Origin of the sequence: Pseudomonas sp. NFACC42-2, assembly GCF_900116055.1 — a bacterium.
GTDB lineage: Bacteria > Pseudomonadota > Gammaproteobacteria > Pseudomonadales > Pseudomonadaceae > Aquipseudomonas > Aquipseudomonas marginalis.
Window position 1 is genome coordinate 141,331 of sequence record NZ_FOZO01000010.1, and the last position, 19,811, is coordinate 161,141.

Below are 19,811 nucleotides of genomic sequence, written 5' to 3' on the forward strand. Positions count from 1 at the left end.
CTTCACGGTGAAACTGGACATCTACCAAGTCGACGCCTTCAGCCAACATGCCTTCGGCGGCAACCCTGCCGCGGTGTGCCCGCTCACCGAGTGGCTGCCCGACGAGCAACTGCAGCATATCGCCGCCGAAAACAACCTCTCCGAAACCGCCTACTTCGTGCCCCGCGATGGGTTCTACGAGTTGCGCTGGTTTACTCCGCAAGTCGAAGTCGACCTGTGCGGCCATGCCACGCTGGCGACGGCGTGGGTGTTGATTCACGCGCTGGCGGATGCACCCCAGGTACTGCGCTTTGCCACCCGCAGCGGCGAGCTTCGGGTGACGCGCAATGGCGATGAACTGGCGATGGACTTCCCCGCCCGGCAACCACAGCGTTGCGAACCGCCCGCTGGAATGTTGAGTGCCCTGGGGATCGAGAGTGCCGACGTGTTCAGCACCGATGACTACATCGTGCTGGTGGACGACGAAGCCCAGGTCGCCGCGTTGACGCCTGACTTTGCGCGGCTCAAGGGCCTGCCCAAGCGCGGGATTGCAGTCACCGCCAAGAGCACCCGGTTTGATTTTATTTCACGCTGGTTCGGGCCGAATGTGGGGATCGATGAAGACCCGGTCACCGGCTCGGCACACACCTCGCTGGCACCGTTCTGGGCCGAGCGCCTGGGCAAGTCGCACTTGACGGCCGAGCAAGGGGGCCAGCGCAAGGGCCAGTTGCACTGCGAGCTGCAGGGCGACCGCGTGATTATTTCCGGCAAGGCAGTGTTGTACATGCAAGGCACGATTTACCTGTAAACCGCAGCGCCCCAAGGACAACAGATCATTCGCACAATGAACGGAGTTCAGCACGTGTTTTCGATTTCCCGTCGCCACCTATCGCTCATGGCGGCAGCCCTGACCCTGGCTGCCTGTCACACCCCGGTCAACGAACAGCCACCGGCACCGGAGTTGGGCTCGGGCTATCGCACCGACCTCAGCACCCGCCATGCCGAGCGCCATATGGCCGCCGCCGCCAACCCGCTGGCGGCCGAGGCCGGACGCGAAATGTTGCGCCAGGGCGGCTCGGCGATTGACGCTGCCATTGCGATGCAGGCGGTGTTGACCCTGGTGGAACCACAATCCTCCGGCATTGGCGGCGGTGCGTTCATCATGCTGTGGGATGGAAAAAACGTGCACGCCTATGACGGCCGGGAAACGGCTCCGGCCGGGGCGACCGAGCGGTTGTTCCTGAAGGCCGACGGCACGCCGATGGCCTTCACCGACGCGCAGATCGGCGGGCGTTCGGTGGGCACGCCCGGGGTGCTGCGGGCCCTGGAAATGGCCCATAGGAAGACCGGCCGCCTGCAATGGGCCAAGCTGTTCGAACCGGCGATTCGTTTGTCGGAGCAGGGCTTCGCGATTTCACCGCGCTTGCACAGCCTGATCGCCGCTGACCGCTTTATCCCTCAATCGCCGGAGATGGCAGCCTACTTTCTGAATGCCGATGGCACGCCAAAAGCCGCCGGTACACGGCTGAAAAACCCGGCGCTGGCCGCTGTGTTCAAACGCATTGCCAAGGAAGGACCGGACGCCTTGTACCACGGGCCGATTGCCGATGAGATTGCGCGCAAGGTACAGGGCAACCGCAATGCCGGCAGCCTGACTCAAGCCGACCTCAAGGGCTACGCCGCCCAGGAACGCGCGCCGCTGTGCACCGATTACAAACGCTGGAAAATCTGCGGCATGCCGCCGCCGTCCTCAGGTGGGATTGCGGTCGCGCAGATGCTCGGCACATTGCAGGCCCTGGAAGCCCGCGACCCGCATCTGGCGATTGCGCCGATGACACCGATAAAGAACGCCTCGCCTGCCGGGCTTGAGCCCACGCCCGAGGCCGTGCACCTGATTGCCGAAGCCGGTCGCCTGGCTTTTGCCGACCGCGCGCTGTACGTGGCCGATGCGGACTTCACACCGGTGCCGGTGGCCGGCCTCGTGGCCCCGAACTACCTGGCACAGCGTGCCACACTGATCGGCGAGCGCAGCATGGGCATCGCCAAGCCAGGCCGACCGGCCGGTATTCAAGTCGCGTACGCGCCGGACCGTTCGCCGCTGCGCATCTCCACGTCACAAGTCGTCGCCGTAGATGACCTGGGCGGCGCCGTGTCGATGACCACCACGGTGGAAGCCGCGTTCGGTTCCCATGTGATGGTCCAGGGCTTCCTGCTCAATAACCAGATGACCGACTTCTCATTCATCCCCGAAGAAAACGGCCAGCCAGTCGCCAACCGCGTGCAACCCGGCAAACGCCCGCGCTCGGCCATGGCGCCGACCCTGGTGTTCGACCGCGAGAGCGGTGAATTGCTGGCCACGCTCGGTTCGCCGGGCGGCTCGCAAATCATCGAGTACGTGAGCAAATCCCTGGTGGCGATGCTCGACTGGAACCTCGACCCGCAAGCCGCCATCGGCCTGCCCAACTTCGGCAGCCGCAATGGGGCAACCGAGCTGGAGGCCGGGTTGTTCAGCCCAGGCCTGAAGCAGGTGTTGAAGGACAAGGGCCATGAGCTGAGCGAGATCGACATGACCAGCGGCATCCAGGCCATCGTGCTCAAGCGGGACGCCCAGGGTAAGGTGTCGCTCAGCGGCGGCGCGGACCCTCGGCGCGAAGGCGAAGCGCTCGGCGACTGACTTTATTGAACGGAGGTGATCCCTTGCATCAGGCTGAAAATCTCGCTGCCATCCCTGGCATCAACCACGGTTTCTGTTCGATCGATGACCCACTGCGCCCGGATGAAGTATTCATCTGCAAACAAGTGCACAGCGCCTCGGTGATTGAATGGCAGGCGGGCCAGGTGGCCAATACGATCGAGGCCGATGGTGTGTTGACGCACCACGCTCACCCGATCGCGGTGATCACCGCCGATTGCCTGCCCATTCTGTTCGCGTCGATAACGGGCGAACGGGTGGCCGCAGTCCATGGCGGCTGGAAGGGGTTGCAACGCGGGATTATCGCCAACGTCATGCAGCGCTTTGCCGCCGAAGGGATTGCAGCCGACCAGCTGCAAGTGGCTATCGGCCCCTCGATCAAGCCGTGCTGTTATGAAGTGAGCGAAGGCTTTATCGCCGAGTTCCAGAGTGACCAAGGGCACCTGTGGCAACACGCCCAGGCACCGTGGCGCTTCGTGCAACCGGCACCGCTGCGGTCCCCGCAAATCAATCCGCCCCATGCAAGGCAAGCAGGCAGTGCGTGGTTTGACTTGAGCGGGTATGGGTTGTTGCTGCTGCAAGCGGCGGGCGTCAAGCGTGAGCAGATCGACGTGAGCGAGGTCTGCACCTACTGTACGTCGCCGACGTTTGCCAGCTACCGCAGAAGGACGCATCAGCCGGAGGAAGCGAAGACGTTGATTTATTCGTGGATTGCTCGCAGCTCCTGACGAAGCTACGCCCCCTTGTGTCGAGGGCGCTTGCTCCCGTTGGACTGCGCAGCAGTCCCATTTTTGGGGCCGCTTCGCGGCCCAACGGGAGCAAGCTCCCTCGCCACAGGTATTAACCCCATCCGTTCAACGGCTGATCTTCAACCCCTTCCGCCCCGCATGCCGCTCCAACGCCAGCTCAATCAACCGGCTCACCAGCTCGCTGTAGCTCATGCCCGCTGCCTGCCACAACTTGGGGTACATGCTGATGCGGGTGAAGCCGGGCAGTGAGTTGATTTCGTTGATCAGCACTTCACCATCGTCGGTCAGGAACACATCGACCCGCGCCAACCCTGCGCACCCCAACACCTCAAACGCCTCAAGGGCCAAGCGGCGGATCCGCTCACTGGATTCATGGCTGATGTCGGCCGGCACTACCACCTGGGCCGCCTGGCCGTCGATGTATTTGCTGTCGTAGGAGTAAAAGCCGCTGTTCACCACGATCTCGCCACAGCCGCTGGCGACAGGGTTTTCGTTGCCCAGCACGGCGCATTCAATTTCCCGGCCCTGGACCGCCGATTCCACCAGCACCTTTTGATCAAAACCCAGGGCCAGTTCAACGGCGGCGTGGTACTCGACCTCGTTGCCAACCTTGCTCACGCCCACCGAAGAACCCTGGTTGGCCGGTTTGACGAACATCGGCAGGCCGAGTTTATTCACCGCCGCGTCAAAGGAAGTGCGCGCGGCGTTGCTGCGGGTCAGGGTGATGAACGGTGTCACCGCAATGCCGGCATCGCGCAGCAGGCGTTTGCTGATGTCCTTGTCCATACACACCGCCGAGCCGAGCACGTCGGAGCCGACGAAAGGCAGGTCAGCCATGCGCAACAGGCCTTGCAGGCAGCCGTCTTCGCCAAGGGTGCCGTGGACAATGGGGAAGATCACGTCGATGTGTGCCAGCAGGCCGTTGCCGGAGGTTTCCACCACCTGCTGGCTGGCCTTGCCGGGCACCACCGCCAGTTCGCGGTTGGATTGGTTGAGGGCGATGAGTGCCGGGTTTTCCTGGTTGATCAGGAAGTTCGAGGTGTCGTTGAGGTGCCAGTGGCCGGCCTTGTCGATGCCGATCAAAACCGGCTCGAAGCGTGTGCGGTCGAGTGCATCGACAATATTGCGCGCCGACTGCAACGAGACTTCGTGCTCGGCCGAACGGCCACCAAAAATAATCCCTACCCGCACCTTGCTCATGACCCGGCCTCACTGTTGAAAGTAAGGCTTCTTACCACGGACGGTCAGCGATTCGCTACCAGATGGGCGCCGAACAGCACGTAGCAACCGCCGGCAAAACGGTCGAGCCACTTGCGCGAACGACTGTAGAGGTTGGCCATGCGCTCGCTGGAAAACACCAGCGCCACGCAGGCATACCAGCTGAACGACAAGCTGGCCATGGTGATCACCGCCAGGGCCAGCAGCGCGGGGGATGGCGACAGTGGCATGGTGGACGCGAAGATGGTGGCGACGAACAACGCGGCCTTGGGGTTGGACAGGTTGCCCAGCAACCCCAGGCGCCAGGCGGAAAACAGCGAGCGCCGGGGTACATCCGGCAACAGGCTCTGGCCCATCGCCGGCGCCGAGCGCTTGAACAGTTTCAGCCCCAGGTAAATCAGGTAGCAGCCGCCGATGATCTTGAACGCCAGGTACAACATGGGCGCAGCGGTAAACAGCGACTTGATGCCCAGGCCACCCGCCAGCCCCCACATGATCGTGCCGGTGGCCACGCCCGCCGAAGCCACCACGCCATGGCGGCGCGAACAACTGGCAGCCAACTGTGCCGTGTTGAAGAAGTTGGGACCCGGCGTCACCACCGCCACCGTCCACAGCAGGGCCAGCGAGACCAGGGGAGCCACGTAGGCAGGGTTGATAAATTCCATTGGGCGGTTCCATCAGCGCAGGGCACGAGCAAGGAGCATAGACCTCGCCCGCCACCTGCACAATCGTACAAGACCCCGGCAGACAAGGGATGCAGACTGGGTTAACGTGTTTCCACCTCTTTTTGTGACAAGCCACCATGGGCAAACCAACCCCCAACTTCGACTGGCTGCACCGTGCCCCCCATGCCAGCGGCCTGGACCGTATCGAGGCGTACTTCGCCGGCTTCGCCTTCGACCCCCATCGCCATGACACTTATGCCATCGGGCGTACCTTGTCTGGCGTGCAGAGTTTTCACTATCGCGGCGACATGATCCACAGTCTGCCTGGCACCACCATGGTGCTTCACCCCGATGAGACCCATGACGGTCACGCCGGCAGTGACGAGGGTTTCAAGTACCGAATGATTTACGTAGAGCCGTCGCTGATCCAGCAGATCCTTGGCGGCAAGCCGTTGCCGTTTATCCCCGGCGGCTTGTCCACTGACCCCAGGCTGTTCCGCGCCAGCGATGTGCTGCTGCAAAACCTGGATAACCCCATCGATCCGTTGCAGGAACAGGATGCGATGTTCGACCTGGCCCACGCGCTGAGCAACGCCGCGGGCGCCATCGTCAGCCGCAAGGCGTTCGATTACGTCGCCGCCGAGCGCGCCCGGGAGTTTATCCACAGCGCCCTGGGCCGCAGCATCACCCTGGACGAAATGGCCGACCACGCCGGCCGCGATCGCTGGGCATTGTCGCGGGATTTTCGCGTGCTGTTCGGCACCAGCCCCTACCGCTACCTGACGATGCGCCGGCTGGACCTGGTGCGCAGTCTGCTGGCACAGGGGCAGTCGCTGGTGGACGCGGCGCTGACCGCCGGCTTCACCGACCAGAGCCATATGACCCGGCAATTTCGCAGCACCTACGGTATGCCGCCGTCGCGATGGGTGAAGATGCTCGGGCGCTGAGTACGCTTATAGCGAATGCCCATCGATGGGCTCGCCGATGCTCAGGAAATGCCCACCCGCCACATGGTGCAAGGTGCGTAATTGATCATGCCCTTCGAAGTGCCAGCGGCCTTCGCTGAACACACGCTCGTCGGCATAGGCCGCAACCACTTCGCCGAGGAACAGGTCATAGGCCTGCTGGTTGTGGGGCTCGGGGAGCAAGCGGCATTCCAGCCAGGCTACACAGCCTTCCAGCAACGGCGCCTCCGTGTGTTCACCGCTGAAGGTTTGCAGGCCATAAGCGGCGAACTTGTCACGCTCGGTGCCGGTGGTATTGCCGACCGTCTGCACGAGGTCGACCTGGGCCACACAGGGCACCTGCAGCACGAAGCTGCCGGCGCCTTCCAGCAATTGGCGAGTCCAGGTGGCCTTGTCCAACACCACAGCGACCTTCGGCGGTTCGAAATCAAGCGGCATAGCCCAGGCGGCGGCCATGATATTGCGCTGGCCGTTGTGGGCCGCACTCACCAGCACGGTTGGCCCGTGATTGAGCAAACGGTAGGCCTTGGACAGCGGAACGGGGCGGCAGTGAGTAGGGCTCATGGAGGATCGGCTCTTCAAACGAAAAAACCTACGATACCCCAAGCGTCAGCCCTATGGATCAGCTCGACAGTTGGTTAGCGAATTGTCCTAGGCGTTGAGCGCCAACAAATCTAACTGCCGTTATTCCGGCACACGCCCATGACTTGATACTCCAGCGTAGTGAGCTTGCCGCTGGAGTCTTCATAGGTCATGCGCGAAGGCACGGTATTGCACGCGCGGATCGGCGGCGTCACGTTGACCACCTTGGCAATGTCCAGCTTCATCCCATAGCGATACGCCTGCACTTGGGGCACCGGCTTGCCGTTTCTCACGGCGTAATCGGCCATGGCCTTTTCATTGCGCTCCATCATCAGGGCAAAGGTGCGATCACCGCCGCCTTCGGCTAATGCACCGAAAGACAGGACGGCCGTTAATACACCCAGAGCGGTTTTATAAAAGTTCATCACCTGTTCCTCGACTGAAAGTTCAGTACCGAGACTAACGAACCAACCCTGACGCGATGTTCACCAGAACATTACTTATTTGTTAGGTGGCGACGAGCTTCCAGAATTGTAATGTTCACGCCACCCAATCGTTATCCACGGTTTGCAACTATCAGCCCGGGCCCGATCAATAAGAACGCCCGCCTCCATAAGAAGCTGATAACTGCCAACACCGAGGAGCGAAACATGTGGATCCGTTACTACACCCTTCCCCTTTCACTGATCGCCACATTGCCCCTGGCAGCCGTGGCCGCGGAAGACAAACCTGAAGGGTTTATCGAAGGCAGCAGCGTAAACGTGCTGGCGCGCAATTTTTACTTCAACCGCGATGACCGCAAGGGCCAGTCCAGCCCCACCGGTAACGGCTACTCCGAAGCCTGGGCCCAGGGACTGATCGGTAAATTCGAATCCGGCTTTACCCAGGGCACCGTGGGGTTTGGCCTGGACGCCTTCGCCATGGTCGGCGTGAAACTCGACTCGGGCACCGGCCGCAGCGGCGGCAAGGGCTCGTTCGGTGTGCTGCCGGTGGACAGCAACAACCATCCCGAAGACAACTACAGCAAGGTCGGCGGCGCGGCGAAACTGCGGGTATTGGACACGGTGATCAAGGCCGGCGACGTGTTCCCGCTGACCCCCGTGGTGGCCTACGGCGATTCGCGGGTGTTGCCGGAAAGCTTCCGTGGCGTGACCCTGCAGAACACCAGCCTGGAAGGCCTGACCTTGCAGGGCGGGCGTTTGAGCGGCATGAGCCAACCCAACGAAAGCGGCATGAACAAAGGGTTCGCAACGTTTTACGCCGGCCCGGTCGATTCACCTTGGATCGGCTACTTCGGCGGCGACTACACCGTGAACAAACACCTGAGCCTGAGCCTGTACAGCAGCCGCCTGAAGGACGCCTGGGACCAGTACTACGTCGGCAGCGCCGCCAGTTACCCGCTGAACGAAGACGTCTCGCTGTTCGGCGACATCAACTACTACAAGGCCGTGGACGAAGGCAAAAAGCTGCTGGGTGAATTCGATAACAGCATCTGGAGCGCCCGGCTCGGCGTGAAGGTGGGCGCCCACAGCCTGGCCGTGTCGCACCAGCGCAACAACGGCGATGACGACTTCGATTACCTGCGTCAGTCGGACTCGATCTTCCTCAACAACTCGATCCAGTACAGCGACTTCAACTCGCCCAAGGAGCGCTCGTGGATGCTGCGCTACGACCTGGACATGCAGCCATTCGGCATTCCCGGCCTGTCGTTCATGACCCGCTACGGCAAGGGTACCGGCGCCGACTACAGCAACGCCAACGCGGTGTATATGCGCCGCGATGCCGCCGGCGACCCGCTCACCGACCAACGCCGCTGGGAGCGGGATATCGAAGCCAAGTACGTGGTGCAAAGCGGCAACTTGAAAGATTTATCGCTGCGACTGCGCCAGGCCACCGTGCGCTCGAGTTCATTCGAGTCCGACCTTGAAGAAGTCCGCGTCATTGTCGAATACCCACTGGCGATTCTTTAAGACGCGCTTACATTCACTTGCCGATGCCCTACACCTCTTCACAGGTTGAAGTCTGTCAGAACTGTAATATCGGCCTCACCTTCTCGTTAAGTTGCACTTTTTATACTGCGCATCGAACACCTCTCATCTCTGCGGCTTTTGTGTAGCTCCTTTGGAACAGAGATGAATTTTATACGCCCCAGCCGGGGCGTTTTTTTTGCGTGCCCGGCCAGTGACGAATCGTCGCACCGGCCTGACACGGCTTGACCCTAAAGCTACTTCAGGCTTCAGAGTTTTCCTACAGCCTATTCAAGCCTCTATGAGGCCATCTCCTTTCGTTTTCCTTGAAGGTAAATCCCCATGCGTATCCTTGTGGTTGAGGACGAGCAGAAAACCGCCGATTACTTGCAGCAAGGCCTGACCGAAAGTGGCTACGTCGTCGATTGCGCCGCCAGCGGCATCGACGGCCTGCACCTGGCCCGGCAGCACACCTACGAACTGGTGATCCTCGACGTGAACCTGCCCAACACCGACGGCTGGGAAGTACTGGAACAACTGCGCCGGGACGGCAACCAGCGCGTGATGATGCTGACCGCGCGTGGCCGCCTGGCCGACAAGATCAAGGGCCTGGACATGGGCGCCGACGATTACCTGGTCAAACCCTTCGAGTTCCCCGAACTGCTGGCCCGTGTACGCACCTTGCTGCGCCGCAGCGAACATATCCCGCTGCCGGATGTGCTGCGCGTCGCGGACCTGGAGCTGGACCCGCGCCGCCATCGCGCCTATCGCGGCAGCCGGCGCATCGACCTGACCACCAAGGAGTTCGCCCTGCTGCATGTGTTGATGCGCCAGGCCGGCGAGGTGATGACCCGCACGCAGATCATCTCGCTGGTGTGGGACATGAATTTCGACTGCGACACCAACGTGGTCGAGGTCTCCATCAGCCGCCTGCGGGGCAAGGTCGATGACCAGAGCGAGGTCAAGCTGATCCACACCATTCGCGGCGTGGGTTATGTGCTGGAGGCGCGCCAATGAGGACCAGCAGCCTGTCGATGCGCCTGGGACTGACGGTCAGCCTCATGGGCGCCGGGCTGGTGGTGCTGCTGGCGACCCTGGCCTACCTGGCCTTGACCCATGAGCTGGAAAAGCTCGCGCGCAAAGGCCTGGAAAGCAAGATGGAACAGCTCCAGCACAGCCTCGCGCTGGGCCTGGACACCCACGCAATCAAAGCCCGCCCCCACTCGTTGCTGGACCTGGTGATGGGCCACGACAATTTCTACCTGACCATCGTCGGCACCGCACCCGATAACGCGGTGCTGCTCAGTGTCGGTGCCAAACCCCAGGAACCGTTGCTGACCGACTTCTCCCCCCGGGAAACCCTCGGTTACCTCAACTGGCAAGACCAGGACGGCAACCAGGTACTCAGTGCCTCCAGCCTGATGCGCCTGGCCAGCGGCGAGCGCGTACGGGTGTTGCTGTCGCTGGACCGCAGGGATGACCAGGCCCTGCTGAGTGCCTACCTGCGCGCTACCCTCATCGCCCTGCCGATGCTGCTGGTCTTGATCGGCATGGGCGCCTGGTGGCTGGTGCAGCGTGGGTTGGCACCGTTGAAGCAGTTCAGCCATGTCGCGGCCCAGGTAACGACCCAGGACCTGACCCACCGTTTGTCCATCGACAACCTGCCCCAGGAGCTGGGCGAGTTGGCGCAAAGCATCAACGTAATGCTGCGTCGCCTGGACGCCGGTGTGCAGCAGCTGTCGCAGTTCTCCGACGACCTCGCCCACGAACTGCGCGCGCCGCTGACCAACCTGATGGGCAAGGCCCAGGTGACCCTGTCCCGCGAACGGCCCTCGGAGGAGTACAAGGCGGGGCTGGAATCCTGCACCGAGGAAATGGAACGCCTGTCGCGCATCGTCTCCGACATGCTGTTCCTGGCCCAGGTCAGCCATCCGGCGGCGCGAGCCGGGTTTGGCCCGGTGTCACTGGGCGAAGAAGCACAACGGGTGATGGCGCTGTTCGCCCTCAGCGCCGAAGATAAACACGTGACCCTCAGCCTGCGCGGCGACGCCTGGGTGACGGGCGATCGCCTGATGATCCAGCGGGCGATTTCCAACCTGCTGTCCAATGCCATCCGCCATACGCCCGAAGGCTCCAGCGTGCTGCTGCTGGTGGAGACCTACGACCAGAGCGTGGCGTTGTCGGTGGGCAACCCCGGGCGTGGCATCGAAGCCCACCACCTGCCGCATCTGTTCGAACGTTTCTACCGCGCCGACAGCAGCCGTACCCGCGCCGAAGGTGGCACGGGGCTGGGGCTGGCCATTGTGCAGTCGATCATGCAGCTGCATCAGGGGCACGCCGACGTCAGCAGCCAGCCAGGCCGGTTTACACGGTTCAGCCTGGTGTTTCCCCTGCACCTGAAAACAGCGCAGGTCTAGGGTGGGAGGGGGCTTGCCCCCGATAGCAGTGTGTCAGCTGACACATGTATCAACGGACCCACCGCCATCGGGGGCAAGCCCCCTCCCACATTGTTTTGCGGTGCTTTTAAAGAACTCAGGCAGCCTCCTCTTCACGGCGATGGGCCCACTGGTACAACGCCGGCAGCACCAGCAAGGTCAGCAAGGTAGAAGAAATGATCCCGCCGATCACCACCGTCGCCAACGGACGTTGCACTTCGGCGCCGGTGCCGGTGGCCAGGGCCATGGGGATAAACCCCAGGGAGGCCACCAGCGCGGTCATCAATACCGGGCGCAGGCGGGTCAGCGCGCCCTCGTGGATAGCCACCGACAGCGAACGCCCTTCCTCGCGCAGGTTGCGGATGAAGGCAATCATCACCAGGCCGTTGAGCACCGCCACGCCGGACAAGGCGATAAAGCCTACGCCTGCCGAGATCGACAGTGGAATATCGCGCAACCACAGCGCCATGATCCCGCCGGTCAACGCGAACGGAATCCCGGTAAACACCAGCAACCCGTCCTTGAGGTTGTTGAACATCATGAACAGCAACCCGAACACCAGCAGCAACGCCACCGGCACCACGATCTGCAAACGCTCGGCAGCCTCCTTCAACTGTTCGAACTGGCCGCCCCAGGTGGTCCAGTAACCCGCGGGCACTTTCACCTGCGCCGTGATCGCCGCCTCGGCCTCTTCCACGAACGACCCCATATCCCGCCCGCGCACGTTGGCACTGACGATCACCAGGCGCTTGCCGTTCTCGCGGCTGATCTGGTTCGGGCCGAGCACCAGGTCCAGGCTGGCGACCTGGGACAACGCAATGAACCCCAACTGCCCCGCCGCATTCCCGGCCAGCGCCGGCACTGGAATCAACAGCCGCGACAAGCCGTCGATATCAGTACGCAGCGCGTCGGACAAGCGCACGACCATGTCGAAACGCCGGTCACCTTCATACAGCGTACCGGCCTGGCGCCCACCGACGGCGACGGCAATGGTGTCCTGCACATCGCCGACATTCAGGCCAAAGCGCGCGGCTTTGTCACGGTCGATATTGATGGTCAGCACCGGCAGACCGGACGTCTGTTCGACCTTCACTTCCGAAGCGCCATCGAGGCCTTGCAAGGTCTCGGCAATGTCTGCGGCGGTGGTGTTGAGCACCGCCATGTCGTCGCCGAATACCTTCACCGCCACATCACTGCGCACCCCGGAAATCAGCTCGTTGAAACGCAGCTGGATCGGTTGCGACAACTCGTACGCACTGCCCGGCACAATCGCACTGGCGCGCTGGATATCGGCGATCAGGCTTTCGCGGGATTTGTTCGGGTCCGGCCATTGCGCCTTCGGTTTAAGCATCACGTAGCTGTCGGAAATATTCGGCGGCATCGGGTCGGAGGCGATTTCCGCCGTACCGGTACGGGCGAAGACCCGTTCGATTTCCGGCACCTGGGCCATCAAGGTTTTTTCCAGTTGCTGCTGCATCTGCACCGATTGCGTCAGGCTGGTGCCGGGCACGCGCAGGGCCTGTTGGGCGAAGTCGCCCTCGCTGAGGCTGGGAATAAACTCACTGCCCATGCGGCTGGCCACCACGCCCGACGCAACAATGGTCAGCACGGCCAAGCCGAACACCAGTGGCCGGCGCGCCATCACCCAATCCAGCACCGGCCCATAGGCCCGTCGCGCGGTACGCATCACCAGGTTTTCTTCTTCCTTGACCTTGCCGGTCACGAACAGCGCAATCGCCGCGGGCACGAAGGTCACCGACAAAATCATCGCCCCCAACAACGCGATTACCACGGTAAACGCCATGGGGTGGAACATCTTCCCGGCCACCCCGGTGAGGGCGAAGATCGGCAGGTACACGACCATGATGATCAGTTGCCCGAAGATCAGCGCACGCCGCGCTTCCTTGGCCGCCGCGAACACCTCGTGCAGGCGCTCGCTGCGGGTCAGCAGGCGCCCATGGCGCTGCTGCGCATGGGCCAGGCGGCGGATGGCGTTCTCGACGATCACCACCGCGCCGTCGACGATAATGCCGAAGTCCAGCGCGCCGAGGCTCATCAGGTTGGCGCTGACTTTGTGGGTGAACATGCCGGTAAAGGTGAACAACATCGCCAGGGGAATCACCATCGCGGTGATCAGCGCCGCGCGGATATTGCCGAGGAACAGGAACAGCACCGCGACCACCAGCAGCGCACCCTCGAAGAGATTTTTCTTCACGGTGGCAATGGCTTTTTCGACGAGATTGGTGCGGTCGTAGACGGTCACCGCCACCACGCCTTCGGGCAGCGAGCGGTTGATTTGTTCGAGCCTGGAAGCCACCGCCTGGGACACGGTGCGGCTGTTTTCTCCGATCAACATGAACACCGTGCCCAGCACCACTTCGCGGCCGTTTTCCGTGGCGGCACCGGTACGCAGCTCACGGCCGATCTCGACCTGGGCGACATTGCGCACGCGGATCGGTGTGCCGTCGGACATGGTGATGACGATATTGGCGATGTCGTCGATGGACGCCACCTGCCCCGGCGCGCGGATCAACAATTGCTCGCCGCTGCGCTCGATGTAGCCGGCGCCGACGTTGGCGTTGTTGCGTTCCAGCGCCGTGACCAGATCGTTCAAGGTCAGGTTGTAGGCCGCCAGGCGCTTGGGGTCGGGGGCGATCTGGTATTCCTTGGCGAAGCCGCCGATGGTGTTGATCTCGGCCACACCGGGCACGTTGCGCAGTTGCGGCTTGATGATCCAGTCCTGGATCACCCGCAGGTCGGTCGGCGTGTAGGGCGTGCCGTCGTCCTTGCGTGCGCCCTCCTCGGCCTCCACGGTCCACAGGAAAATTTCCCCGAGGCCGGTGGAAATCGGCCCCATCGCGGTTTCAATCCCCACAGGCAATTGCTCGCGGGCAACCTGCAGGCGCTCGTTGACCAACTGGCGGGCGAAGAACAGGTCGGTGCCGTCCTTGAAGATCACCGTCACCTGGGACAAGCCGGAGCGTGACAGCGAACGGGTCTGCTGCAGCCCCGGCAAGCCGGCCATCGCGGTTTCGATGGGAAAGGTAATGCGCTGCTCGGTCTCCAGCGGCGAAAAACCGGCCGCCGCCGAGTTGATCTGCACCTGCACATTGGTGATGTCGGGCACCGCGTCGATGGGCAGTTTCTGATAGCTGGCAATGCCGACACCGGCCATCAACAGCACCGCCAGCAGCACAATGATGCGCTGCTCGATGGCGAATTGGATAAGGCGCTCAAACATGGGAAATCACTCGCAGGATCAATGGGCGTGCTCGGCCGAGCCCTTGCCCAATTCGGACTTGAGGATGAAGCTGCCGGTGGTGGCCACCTGAGCACCGGCCTCCAGGCCCTGGCGCACTTCGACGTAGCCGTTTTCACTGGCGCCAAGCTCGAGGTGGCGGGTGATAAAACCGTCAGGGGTGCGTACGAAGACCGAGGGTTTTTCCTCGACGGTCTGGATCGCCGTTTGCGGCACGGTGACCTTGGCCTGGTAGGTGTCGGTGGCCAATTGCACGGTGACGAACAGTCCTGGGCGCCAGGCGTCGTCGGGATTGGGCACCGTCACACGCACGGTGGCGGTACGTGTTTGCTCGCCGAGCAAATTGCCGACATAGGCCACGGTGCCCAGCACATCGGTGCCCATTTCCGTGGAGCTGACTTTCACCGGTTTGCCGAGCCGGACCTTGTTCAAATCCTTGGGAAATACGCCGAAGGTGACCCACACCTGGGACAGGTCAGACAGCGTGAAGGCGTTGCTGGTCTCGCTCACCACCTCGCCGACACCGAGGTGCTTTTCCACCACCACGCCTGCGAACGGCGCACGCAGTTCGTAACGATTGCCGCCGGCCAGCACGGTGTTGCCGCTGAGCGCGGTCATTTTTTGGCGCGCATTGTTCAGCGCGATTTCGGCTTCTTGCAGGGTTTGGCGCGCCAGCAGGTAATCCTGCTCGGCGGAGATTTTGTCCTGCCACAACTGGCGTTCACGCTGGAAGGTGATACGCGCCAGTTCAACCCGACGCTCGCTGGCAGCCAGTTCACTGCGCTGGTCGGAAATCTGCTGGCTGGAGATCACCGCGAGCAACTCGCCCTTCTTCACCGCCTGGCCAAGATTGACCTTCACCGACTCCACCACACCGGCCGCGCGCGGGACGATATGCGAGGTGCGGTCTTCGTCGAAACGCACCTCCCCCGGCAGCGTCAGCAATGTGCTGATCGACCGGGGTCGGGCCTCGGCGAGCTCGATGCCGGCGGCCTGGATTTGTTGTTCAGTCAGCTCGAGCGTGCCTTCTTCTTCCTCGGCGTTGGCCACGCCGGACAGCATCAGGCCCAAGGCGACGGCAAGCGCCACGCCGTGTCGTTTGTTCATAAGGCACTCCAGAAAAAATCAAAACCGGGCGAGGTCGCCGTAAATCCGTTCGATGCGCAGCCAGGCATCGGTGGCCTGGGCGGTGGCCGCAAGGTATTGGGTGCGCGCCGCGATCAGGGTGCGCTGGGCGTCGAGCACGTCGAGGAAGCTGAACTTGCCCATCTCGAAGCCGCGGGTGGCGCTGTCCACCGCGCTTTGGGCGGCGGGCAGGATCTGCTGGTTGAATGCGCGGACTTCGCTGTTCGCGGTTTGCCACAGGTCCAGGGCCTGGCGGGTTTCGGTGCGCAAACGCAATTCAGCAGCGTTGCGCTGGTCGCGAGCCTGATCGGCACGGCGCGTGGCGGCAAGTACGTTGCCCTGGTTGCGGTTGAACAACGGAATCGGCATCGATACGCCGACCAGGTTCACCCGCTCGCGCACACTGGCGTCGTACTGACTGCCAATGGACACATCCAGGTCGGGAATACGCTGGGCTTTTTCCAGACCCACGCTGGCTTCGTTCTGCACAATCTGCAGTTCGGCCAGACGCAGTTCGGCGGTCTGTTCAAGGCGAGCCAACAGGTGCGTGGCGGACGGCAACGGCGGTGTGGAGTGGCTTGGCGTGGCGACGGCCTGGAAGTCGGTCGCCGCGCTGCCGGTACTGGCGGCCAGGCGGCGATAGGCGTCGGTGAGGCCCATTTGCGCGCGGTTGAATTCGAGGCGGATCTCCGACAACTGCACCTGGGCCCGCGTGGCTTCCACCGGTGAGGATTTGCCAGCAGTCACGCGGCCGTTGGCGACCACCAGGCCGCGCTCGGCCAACGCCAGGGAGCGTTGCGCCAGGTCGAGACGTTCCTGGGCACGCAGGGCACCGTAATAGCCGTCGATCACCTCGGCTCGCAACGTGTTGCGGCGCTGTTCCAAGGCCAGTGCGGCGGCGTCCTGGGCACGCGTCGCCACGTCAATGCGGGCACCGCGCTTGCCACCCAGTTCCAGGGTTTGGCTGAGCTTGAGGGTGGTGGTGCGCGTATCGCGACGTGTGTCTTCGGCATCCCAGGACGCCACCGGATTGGGGATCAGCCCGGCCTGCTGGCGACCGCCCGCGGCGATCTCGATGTCCCATTGCGCAGCCGCCAGGTCAGGGTTGTTGGCGAAGGCAGTTTGCAGGGCCGCGTCGAGGGTGAGGGTTTGCGCCTGGGCAATGCTGGCAGCTCCCCACAACAGCGTCGCCCCCAGTAGCTTTCTAACGGAAATTGCCATAACGAGAGTTCCACGCCCATAAAGTAAAAGCCGGGAAAATGTAGCGGGCGCGACTTATCAGGGCGGTGGAGCAAAGATTACAAATCCGACAGCAATGGCTCTGGGGCGGGTGTTATCAGGTATGCTTTTGGGGCAGGAAACAAAAAGAAACAATTTTCCCAACCTGTTCGATAAGGAGTCTCGCCTTGGCGCTATCGACTGCCGCGTGGATGGTTCACGACACCCGCCTCATGCTCTGCGTACTGCTGGCCATCGCCAGCATCATCGTGCTGATCAGCGCGACCAAGTTGCCGCCGTTCCTGTCGATCCTGATCGGCACCTTTATCGCCGGGGTCGGCGCCGGACTGCCAGCGGAAGAGGTGGCCAAGGCCTTCAGCAAGGGCGCCGGGGCGATCCTCGGTGAGGCCGGGATCATCATTGCCCTGGGCTCGATGCTGGGTGCGCTGATGGCGGAATCCGGCGCGGCCGACCGCATCGCCACCACCCTGCTCGGGCTGGGCAAGGGCAAGTCGTTGCCATGGGTGATGGCGCTGGTGGCGATGGTGATCGGCCTGCCGCTGTTCTTCGAAGTGGGCCTGGTGATGATGGTGCCAATCATCTTTGTGATGGCCAAACGTTCGAACCAGCCGCTGTTGAAAATCGCCATCCCGGCGCTGGCGGGCATGACCACCCTGCACGCCTTGATGCCACCGCACCCGGGGCCGCTGATTGCGGTGGGCGCGTTGCACGCCGACCTGGGCCTGACCATGTTGCTGGGCTTTTGCCTGGCGGTGCCGGCGGTGATCCTCGCCGGGCCGCTCTATGGCAACTGGCTGTCCAAGCGCCTGCATGTGGATGAGCCGGCCGACATCGGCGCGTTGTTCAGCGCCCCACCCAAGGCCCCGCGCCAGCCGAGCTTTGGCGTGTCATTGCTGATCATTCTGTTGCCGGTGATTCTGATGCTCGGCAGCACCTTGGCCAAAGTCGCGCTGCCAGCGGAAAGCAGCGTGGGCCTGACCCTGAAATTCCTCGGCGAACCGCTGATCGCCCTGGGCCTGGCAGTGATCGCCGCCGTGATCTGCCTGGGCTGGGCCGCCGGGATGCCGCGCGCTGAGGTCGGCAACACCCTGCGCAAGGCCCTTGCCCCCATCGCCGTATTGCTGCTGACCATCGGCGCCGGCGGCGGCCTCAAGCAAACCTTGCTGGATGCCGGCGTCAGCCAAACCATCAGCAAAGTCGCCGAAGGCGCGCACATGCCGTACCTGCTGCTGGCCTGGTTGATCGCCGTGGCCCTTCGCCAGGCCACCGGCTCGGCCACGGTCGCCACCACCACGACCGCCGGCATCCTCGCACCGATGATGGCCGGGTTGGCGGCGACACAAAGCTCACTGGTGGCACTGGCGATCGGCGCCGGCTCGGTGTTCTTCTGCCACGTCAACGATGCGGGGTTCTGGATGGTGCGCGAGTACTTTGGCTTGCAGCTGAAGCAGACGATTTGGGTGTGGTCGGTGTTGCAGACGATTGTTTCGGTGGTCGGGTTGGTAGGTACGCTGGTGCTGTGGCACTTCTTGACCTGACCTTCAGGCCGCCAAGGTGTGGCGCTTGCCAAACAGCGCCACACACACCACCCCCACCGCGCCCATTACCACGCAATACCCCACGCAAATCCACGGGCTGGTCGGCATCAGCGCGATCAGCATCAGCGGCGTGGTACTCGCCCACAGTGCGTAAGCGATGTTGTAGGTGAAGGAAATTCCCGACACCCGCACCTGCGCCGGAAACAGGCCGACCATCACCGATGGCACCGCGCCCACCACCCCGCAACTCAAGCCCGCCACAGCGTACGCCGCGCCAAGCCAGATGCCGCCGCTGATCAGGCTGGCGTACAGCAGGAAAATACCCACCGGCAGCAGCAGGCTGTAGACCAGCACCGCGCGCCAGGCACCGATGCGGTCTACCAGCAGGCCGGCGAGGACGCAGCCGATATTCAGGAAGACAATGCCCAGGGCGCTCAAGGCAAAGGTGTGGCTGGGGCTCATGCCGAAGGTTTTCTGCATCATGGTCGGGGTGATGACCACCAGCACCACCACGGCGGAGGTGAGCACGCAGGTGAGGATCATCGCCGGCAACAGTACGGCGCGATGGTCACGCAGTACGGTGCGCAGCGGCAGCTCGGCGGCGGCCTGGCGGCGAGCCTGCATTTCGAGGAAGACCGGGGTTTCGCTGAGCCAGCGCCGCAGCCACACGCCGATCACGCCGAACACACCGCCGAGCAGGAAGGGGAAGCGCCAGGCGTAGTCGAGGATTTCGGCCGGGGTGAAGACCTGCGCCAGCAGCGTGGCGGTGAGGGCGCCGAGCAGGTAGCCGAAGGTCAGGCCGGCTTGCAGGAAGCCCAGGGCATAACCACGATGGTTGCGCGGTGCGTGTTCGGCGACGAAAGTCCAGGCGCTGGGTACTTCACCGCCCACCGCCGCGCCCTGCAGCACGCGCAGCACCAGCAGGATCAGCGGTGCGAAATAACCGATCTGTGCGTAGGTGGGCATGATCCCGATCAGCAGGCAGGGCAACGCCATCATCAGGATGCTCAGGCTGAACACACGTTTGCGCCCCAGATGATCGGCGAAGTGCGCCATCAGGATGCCGCCCAGCGGGCGCGCCAGGTAACCGGTGACGAAGATGCCGAAGCTTTGCAGCAAGCGCAGCCACTCGGGCATTTCCGGCGGGAAGAACAGTTGGCTGAGGGTCAGCGCGAAGAACACGAAGATAATGAAGTCGTAGATTTCCAAGGCTCCGCCCAGGGCGGCCAGGCCCAGGGTCTTGTAGTCGGAGCGGGAAAAACGCTGCGCCTGTGGAACAGAGGTGGCAGTCATGTTGAGGCTCGGCAGACAAACAAAATGGCGTGCAGGTTATGAGCTGAGCCGGTTGATGGCAATCGCGGCAGATATATTTGTTTTCCTCATGGATCGATGAAGATA

At 62.9% G+C, this 19,811-nt stretch carries 16 protein-coding genes; 8 read left to right on the forward strand and 8 right to left on the reverse strand.

What is annotated here, in order from left to right; all coding sequences use genetic code 11:
• Nucleotides 1-7 precede the first annotated feature (7 nt).
• From BM416_RS19200 to pgeF, 3 genes are read left to right on the forward strand one after another with little or no spacing between them, the layout of a single operon-like run.
• Nucleotides 8-787 (forward strand): PhzF family phenazine biosynthesis protein, encoded by a 780-nt coding sequence (locus BM416_RS19200; protein WP_092489060.1) that lies wholly within the window; start codon nucleotides 8-10, stop codon nucleotides 785-787.
• Between the two features lie 36 nt (nucleotides 788-823).
• On the forward strand, nucleotides 824-2,653 hold the full coding sequence (gene ggt / locus BM416_RS19205; RefSeq protein ID WP_092489061.1) for a gamma-glutamyltransferase: 1,830 nt from the start codon (nucleotides 824-826) through the stop codon (nucleotides 2,651-2,653).
• 23 nt (nucleotides 2,654-2,676) lie between these two features.
• The gene (gene pgeF, locus BM416_RS19210) at nucleotides 2,677-3,399 is read left to right on the forward strand and encodes a peptidoglycan editing factor PgeF (RefSeq protein ID WP_092489062.1); all 723 of its coding nucleotides are present in this window, start codon (nucleotides 2,677-2,679) and stop codon (nucleotides 3,397-3,399) included.
• A 126-nt stretch (nucleotides 3,400-3,525) separates the two neighbouring features.
• On the opposite strand, the gene ddlA is transcribed toward pgeF, so the two are convergent.
• Entirely contained in the window at nucleotides 3,526-4,620 is a 1,095-nt protein-coding gene (ddlA, locus tag BM416_RS19215) for a D-alanine--D-alanine ligase (protein WP_092489063.1), read from the reverse strand.
• 44 nt (nucleotides 4,621-4,664) lie between these two features.
• The gene (locus BM416_RS19220) at nucleotides 4,665-5,303 is read right to left on the reverse strand and encodes a LysE family transporter (protein WP_092489064.1); all 639 of its coding nucleotides are present in this window, start codon (nucleotides 5,301-5,303) and stop codon (nucleotides 4,665-4,667) included.
• Nucleotides 5,304-5,440: 137 nt separating this feature from the next.
• On the opposite strand from BM416_RS19220, the gene BM416_RS19225 reads away from it, so the two are divergent.
• A complete protein-coding gene (locus tag BM416_RS19225; protein WP_092489065.1) occupies nucleotides 5,441-6,250 on the forward strand; it encodes an AraC family transcriptional regulator in 810 nt (269 codons plus the stop codon).
• Between the two features lie 6 nt (nucleotides 6,251-6,256).
• On the opposite strand, the gene BM416_RS19230 is transcribed toward BM416_RS19225, so the two are convergent.
• Nucleotides 6,257-6,832: a flavin reductase family protein gene (locus BM416_RS19230; RefSeq protein ID WP_092489066.1), complete on the reverse strand. Its 576-nt coding sequence runs from the start codon at nucleotides 6,830-6,832 to the stop codon at nucleotides 6,257-6,259.
• 110 nt (nucleotides 6,833-6,942) lie between these two features.
• A complete protein-coding gene (locus tag BM416_RS19235; protein ID WP_092489067.1) occupies nucleotides 6,943-7,275 on the reverse strand; it encodes a DUF2790 domain-containing protein in 333 nt (110 codons plus the stop codon).
• Between the two features lie 225 nt (nucleotides 7,276-7,500).
• Here BM416_RS19235 and BM416_RS19240 point away from each other — a divergent pair, with 225 nt between their 5' ends.
• The 3 genes from BM416_RS19240 (at nucleotide 7,501) to BM416_RS19250 (ending at nucleotide 11,234) form a co-directional block, all read left to right on the forward strand.
• Complete coding sequence (locus tag BM416_RS19240) at nucleotides 7,501-8,820, forward strand: OprD family porin (protein WP_092489068.1); 1,320 nt, start codon at nucleotides 7,501-7,503, stop codon at nucleotides 8,818-8,820.
• 339 nt (nucleotides 8,821-9,159) lie between these two features.
• Complete coding sequence (locus BM416_RS19245; protein WP_027606942.1) at nucleotides 9,160-9,834, forward strand: heavy metal response regulator transcription factor; 675 nt, start codon at nucleotides 9,160-9,162, stop codon at nucleotides 9,832-9,834.
• Entirely contained in the window at nucleotides 9,831-11,234 is a 1,404-nt protein-coding gene (locus BM416_RS19250; RefSeq protein WP_092489069.1) for a heavy metal sensor histidine kinase, read from the forward strand. The genes BM416_RS19245 and BM416_RS19250 overlap by 4 nt, the downstream gene beginning before the upstream one ends.
• Before the next feature lie 115 nt (nucleotides 11,235-11,349).
• On the opposite strand, the gene BM416_RS19255 is transcribed toward BM416_RS19250, so the two are convergent.
• From BM416_RS19255 to BM416_RS19265, 3 genes are read right to left on the reverse strand one after another with little or no spacing between them, the layout of a single operon-like run.
• A complete protein-coding gene (locus BM416_RS19255) occupies nucleotides 11,350-14,493 on the reverse strand; it encodes a CusA/CzcA family heavy metal efflux RND transporter (protein WP_092489070.1) in 3,144 nt (1,047 codons plus the stop codon).
• A gap of 18 nt (nucleotides 14,494-14,511) precedes the next feature.
• Entirely contained in the window at nucleotides 14,512-15,618 is a 1,107-nt protein-coding gene (locus BM416_RS19260; RefSeq protein WP_092489071.1) for an efflux RND transporter periplasmic adaptor subunit, read from the reverse strand.
• A gap of 18 nt (nucleotides 15,619-15,636) precedes the next feature.
• On the reverse strand, nucleotides 15,637-16,857 hold the full coding sequence (locus BM416_RS19265; RefSeq protein ID WP_092489072.1) for a TolC family protein: 1,221 nt from the start codon (nucleotides 16,855-16,857) through the stop codon (nucleotides 15,637-15,639).
• Nucleotides 16,858-17,042: 185 nt separating this feature from the next.
• On the opposite strand from BM416_RS19265, the gene BM416_RS19270 reads away from it, so the two are divergent.
• Nucleotides 17,043-18,413: a GntT/GntP/DsdX family permease gene (locus BM416_RS19270; RefSeq protein ID WP_092489073.1), complete on the forward strand. Its 1,371-nt coding sequence runs from the start codon at nucleotides 17,043-17,045 to the stop codon at nucleotides 18,411-18,413.
• A gap of 3 nt (nucleotides 18,414-18,416) precedes the next feature.
• Here the strand turns inward: BM416_RS19270 and BM416_RS19275 are convergent, their stop codons facing one another.
• The gene (locus tag BM416_RS19275; protein ID WP_092489074.1) at nucleotides 18,417-19,706 is read right to left on the reverse strand and encodes an MFS transporter; all 1,290 of its coding nucleotides are present in this window, start codon (nucleotides 19,704-19,706) and stop codon (nucleotides 18,417-18,419) included.
• Nucleotides 19,707-19,811: the final 105 nt, after the last annotated feature.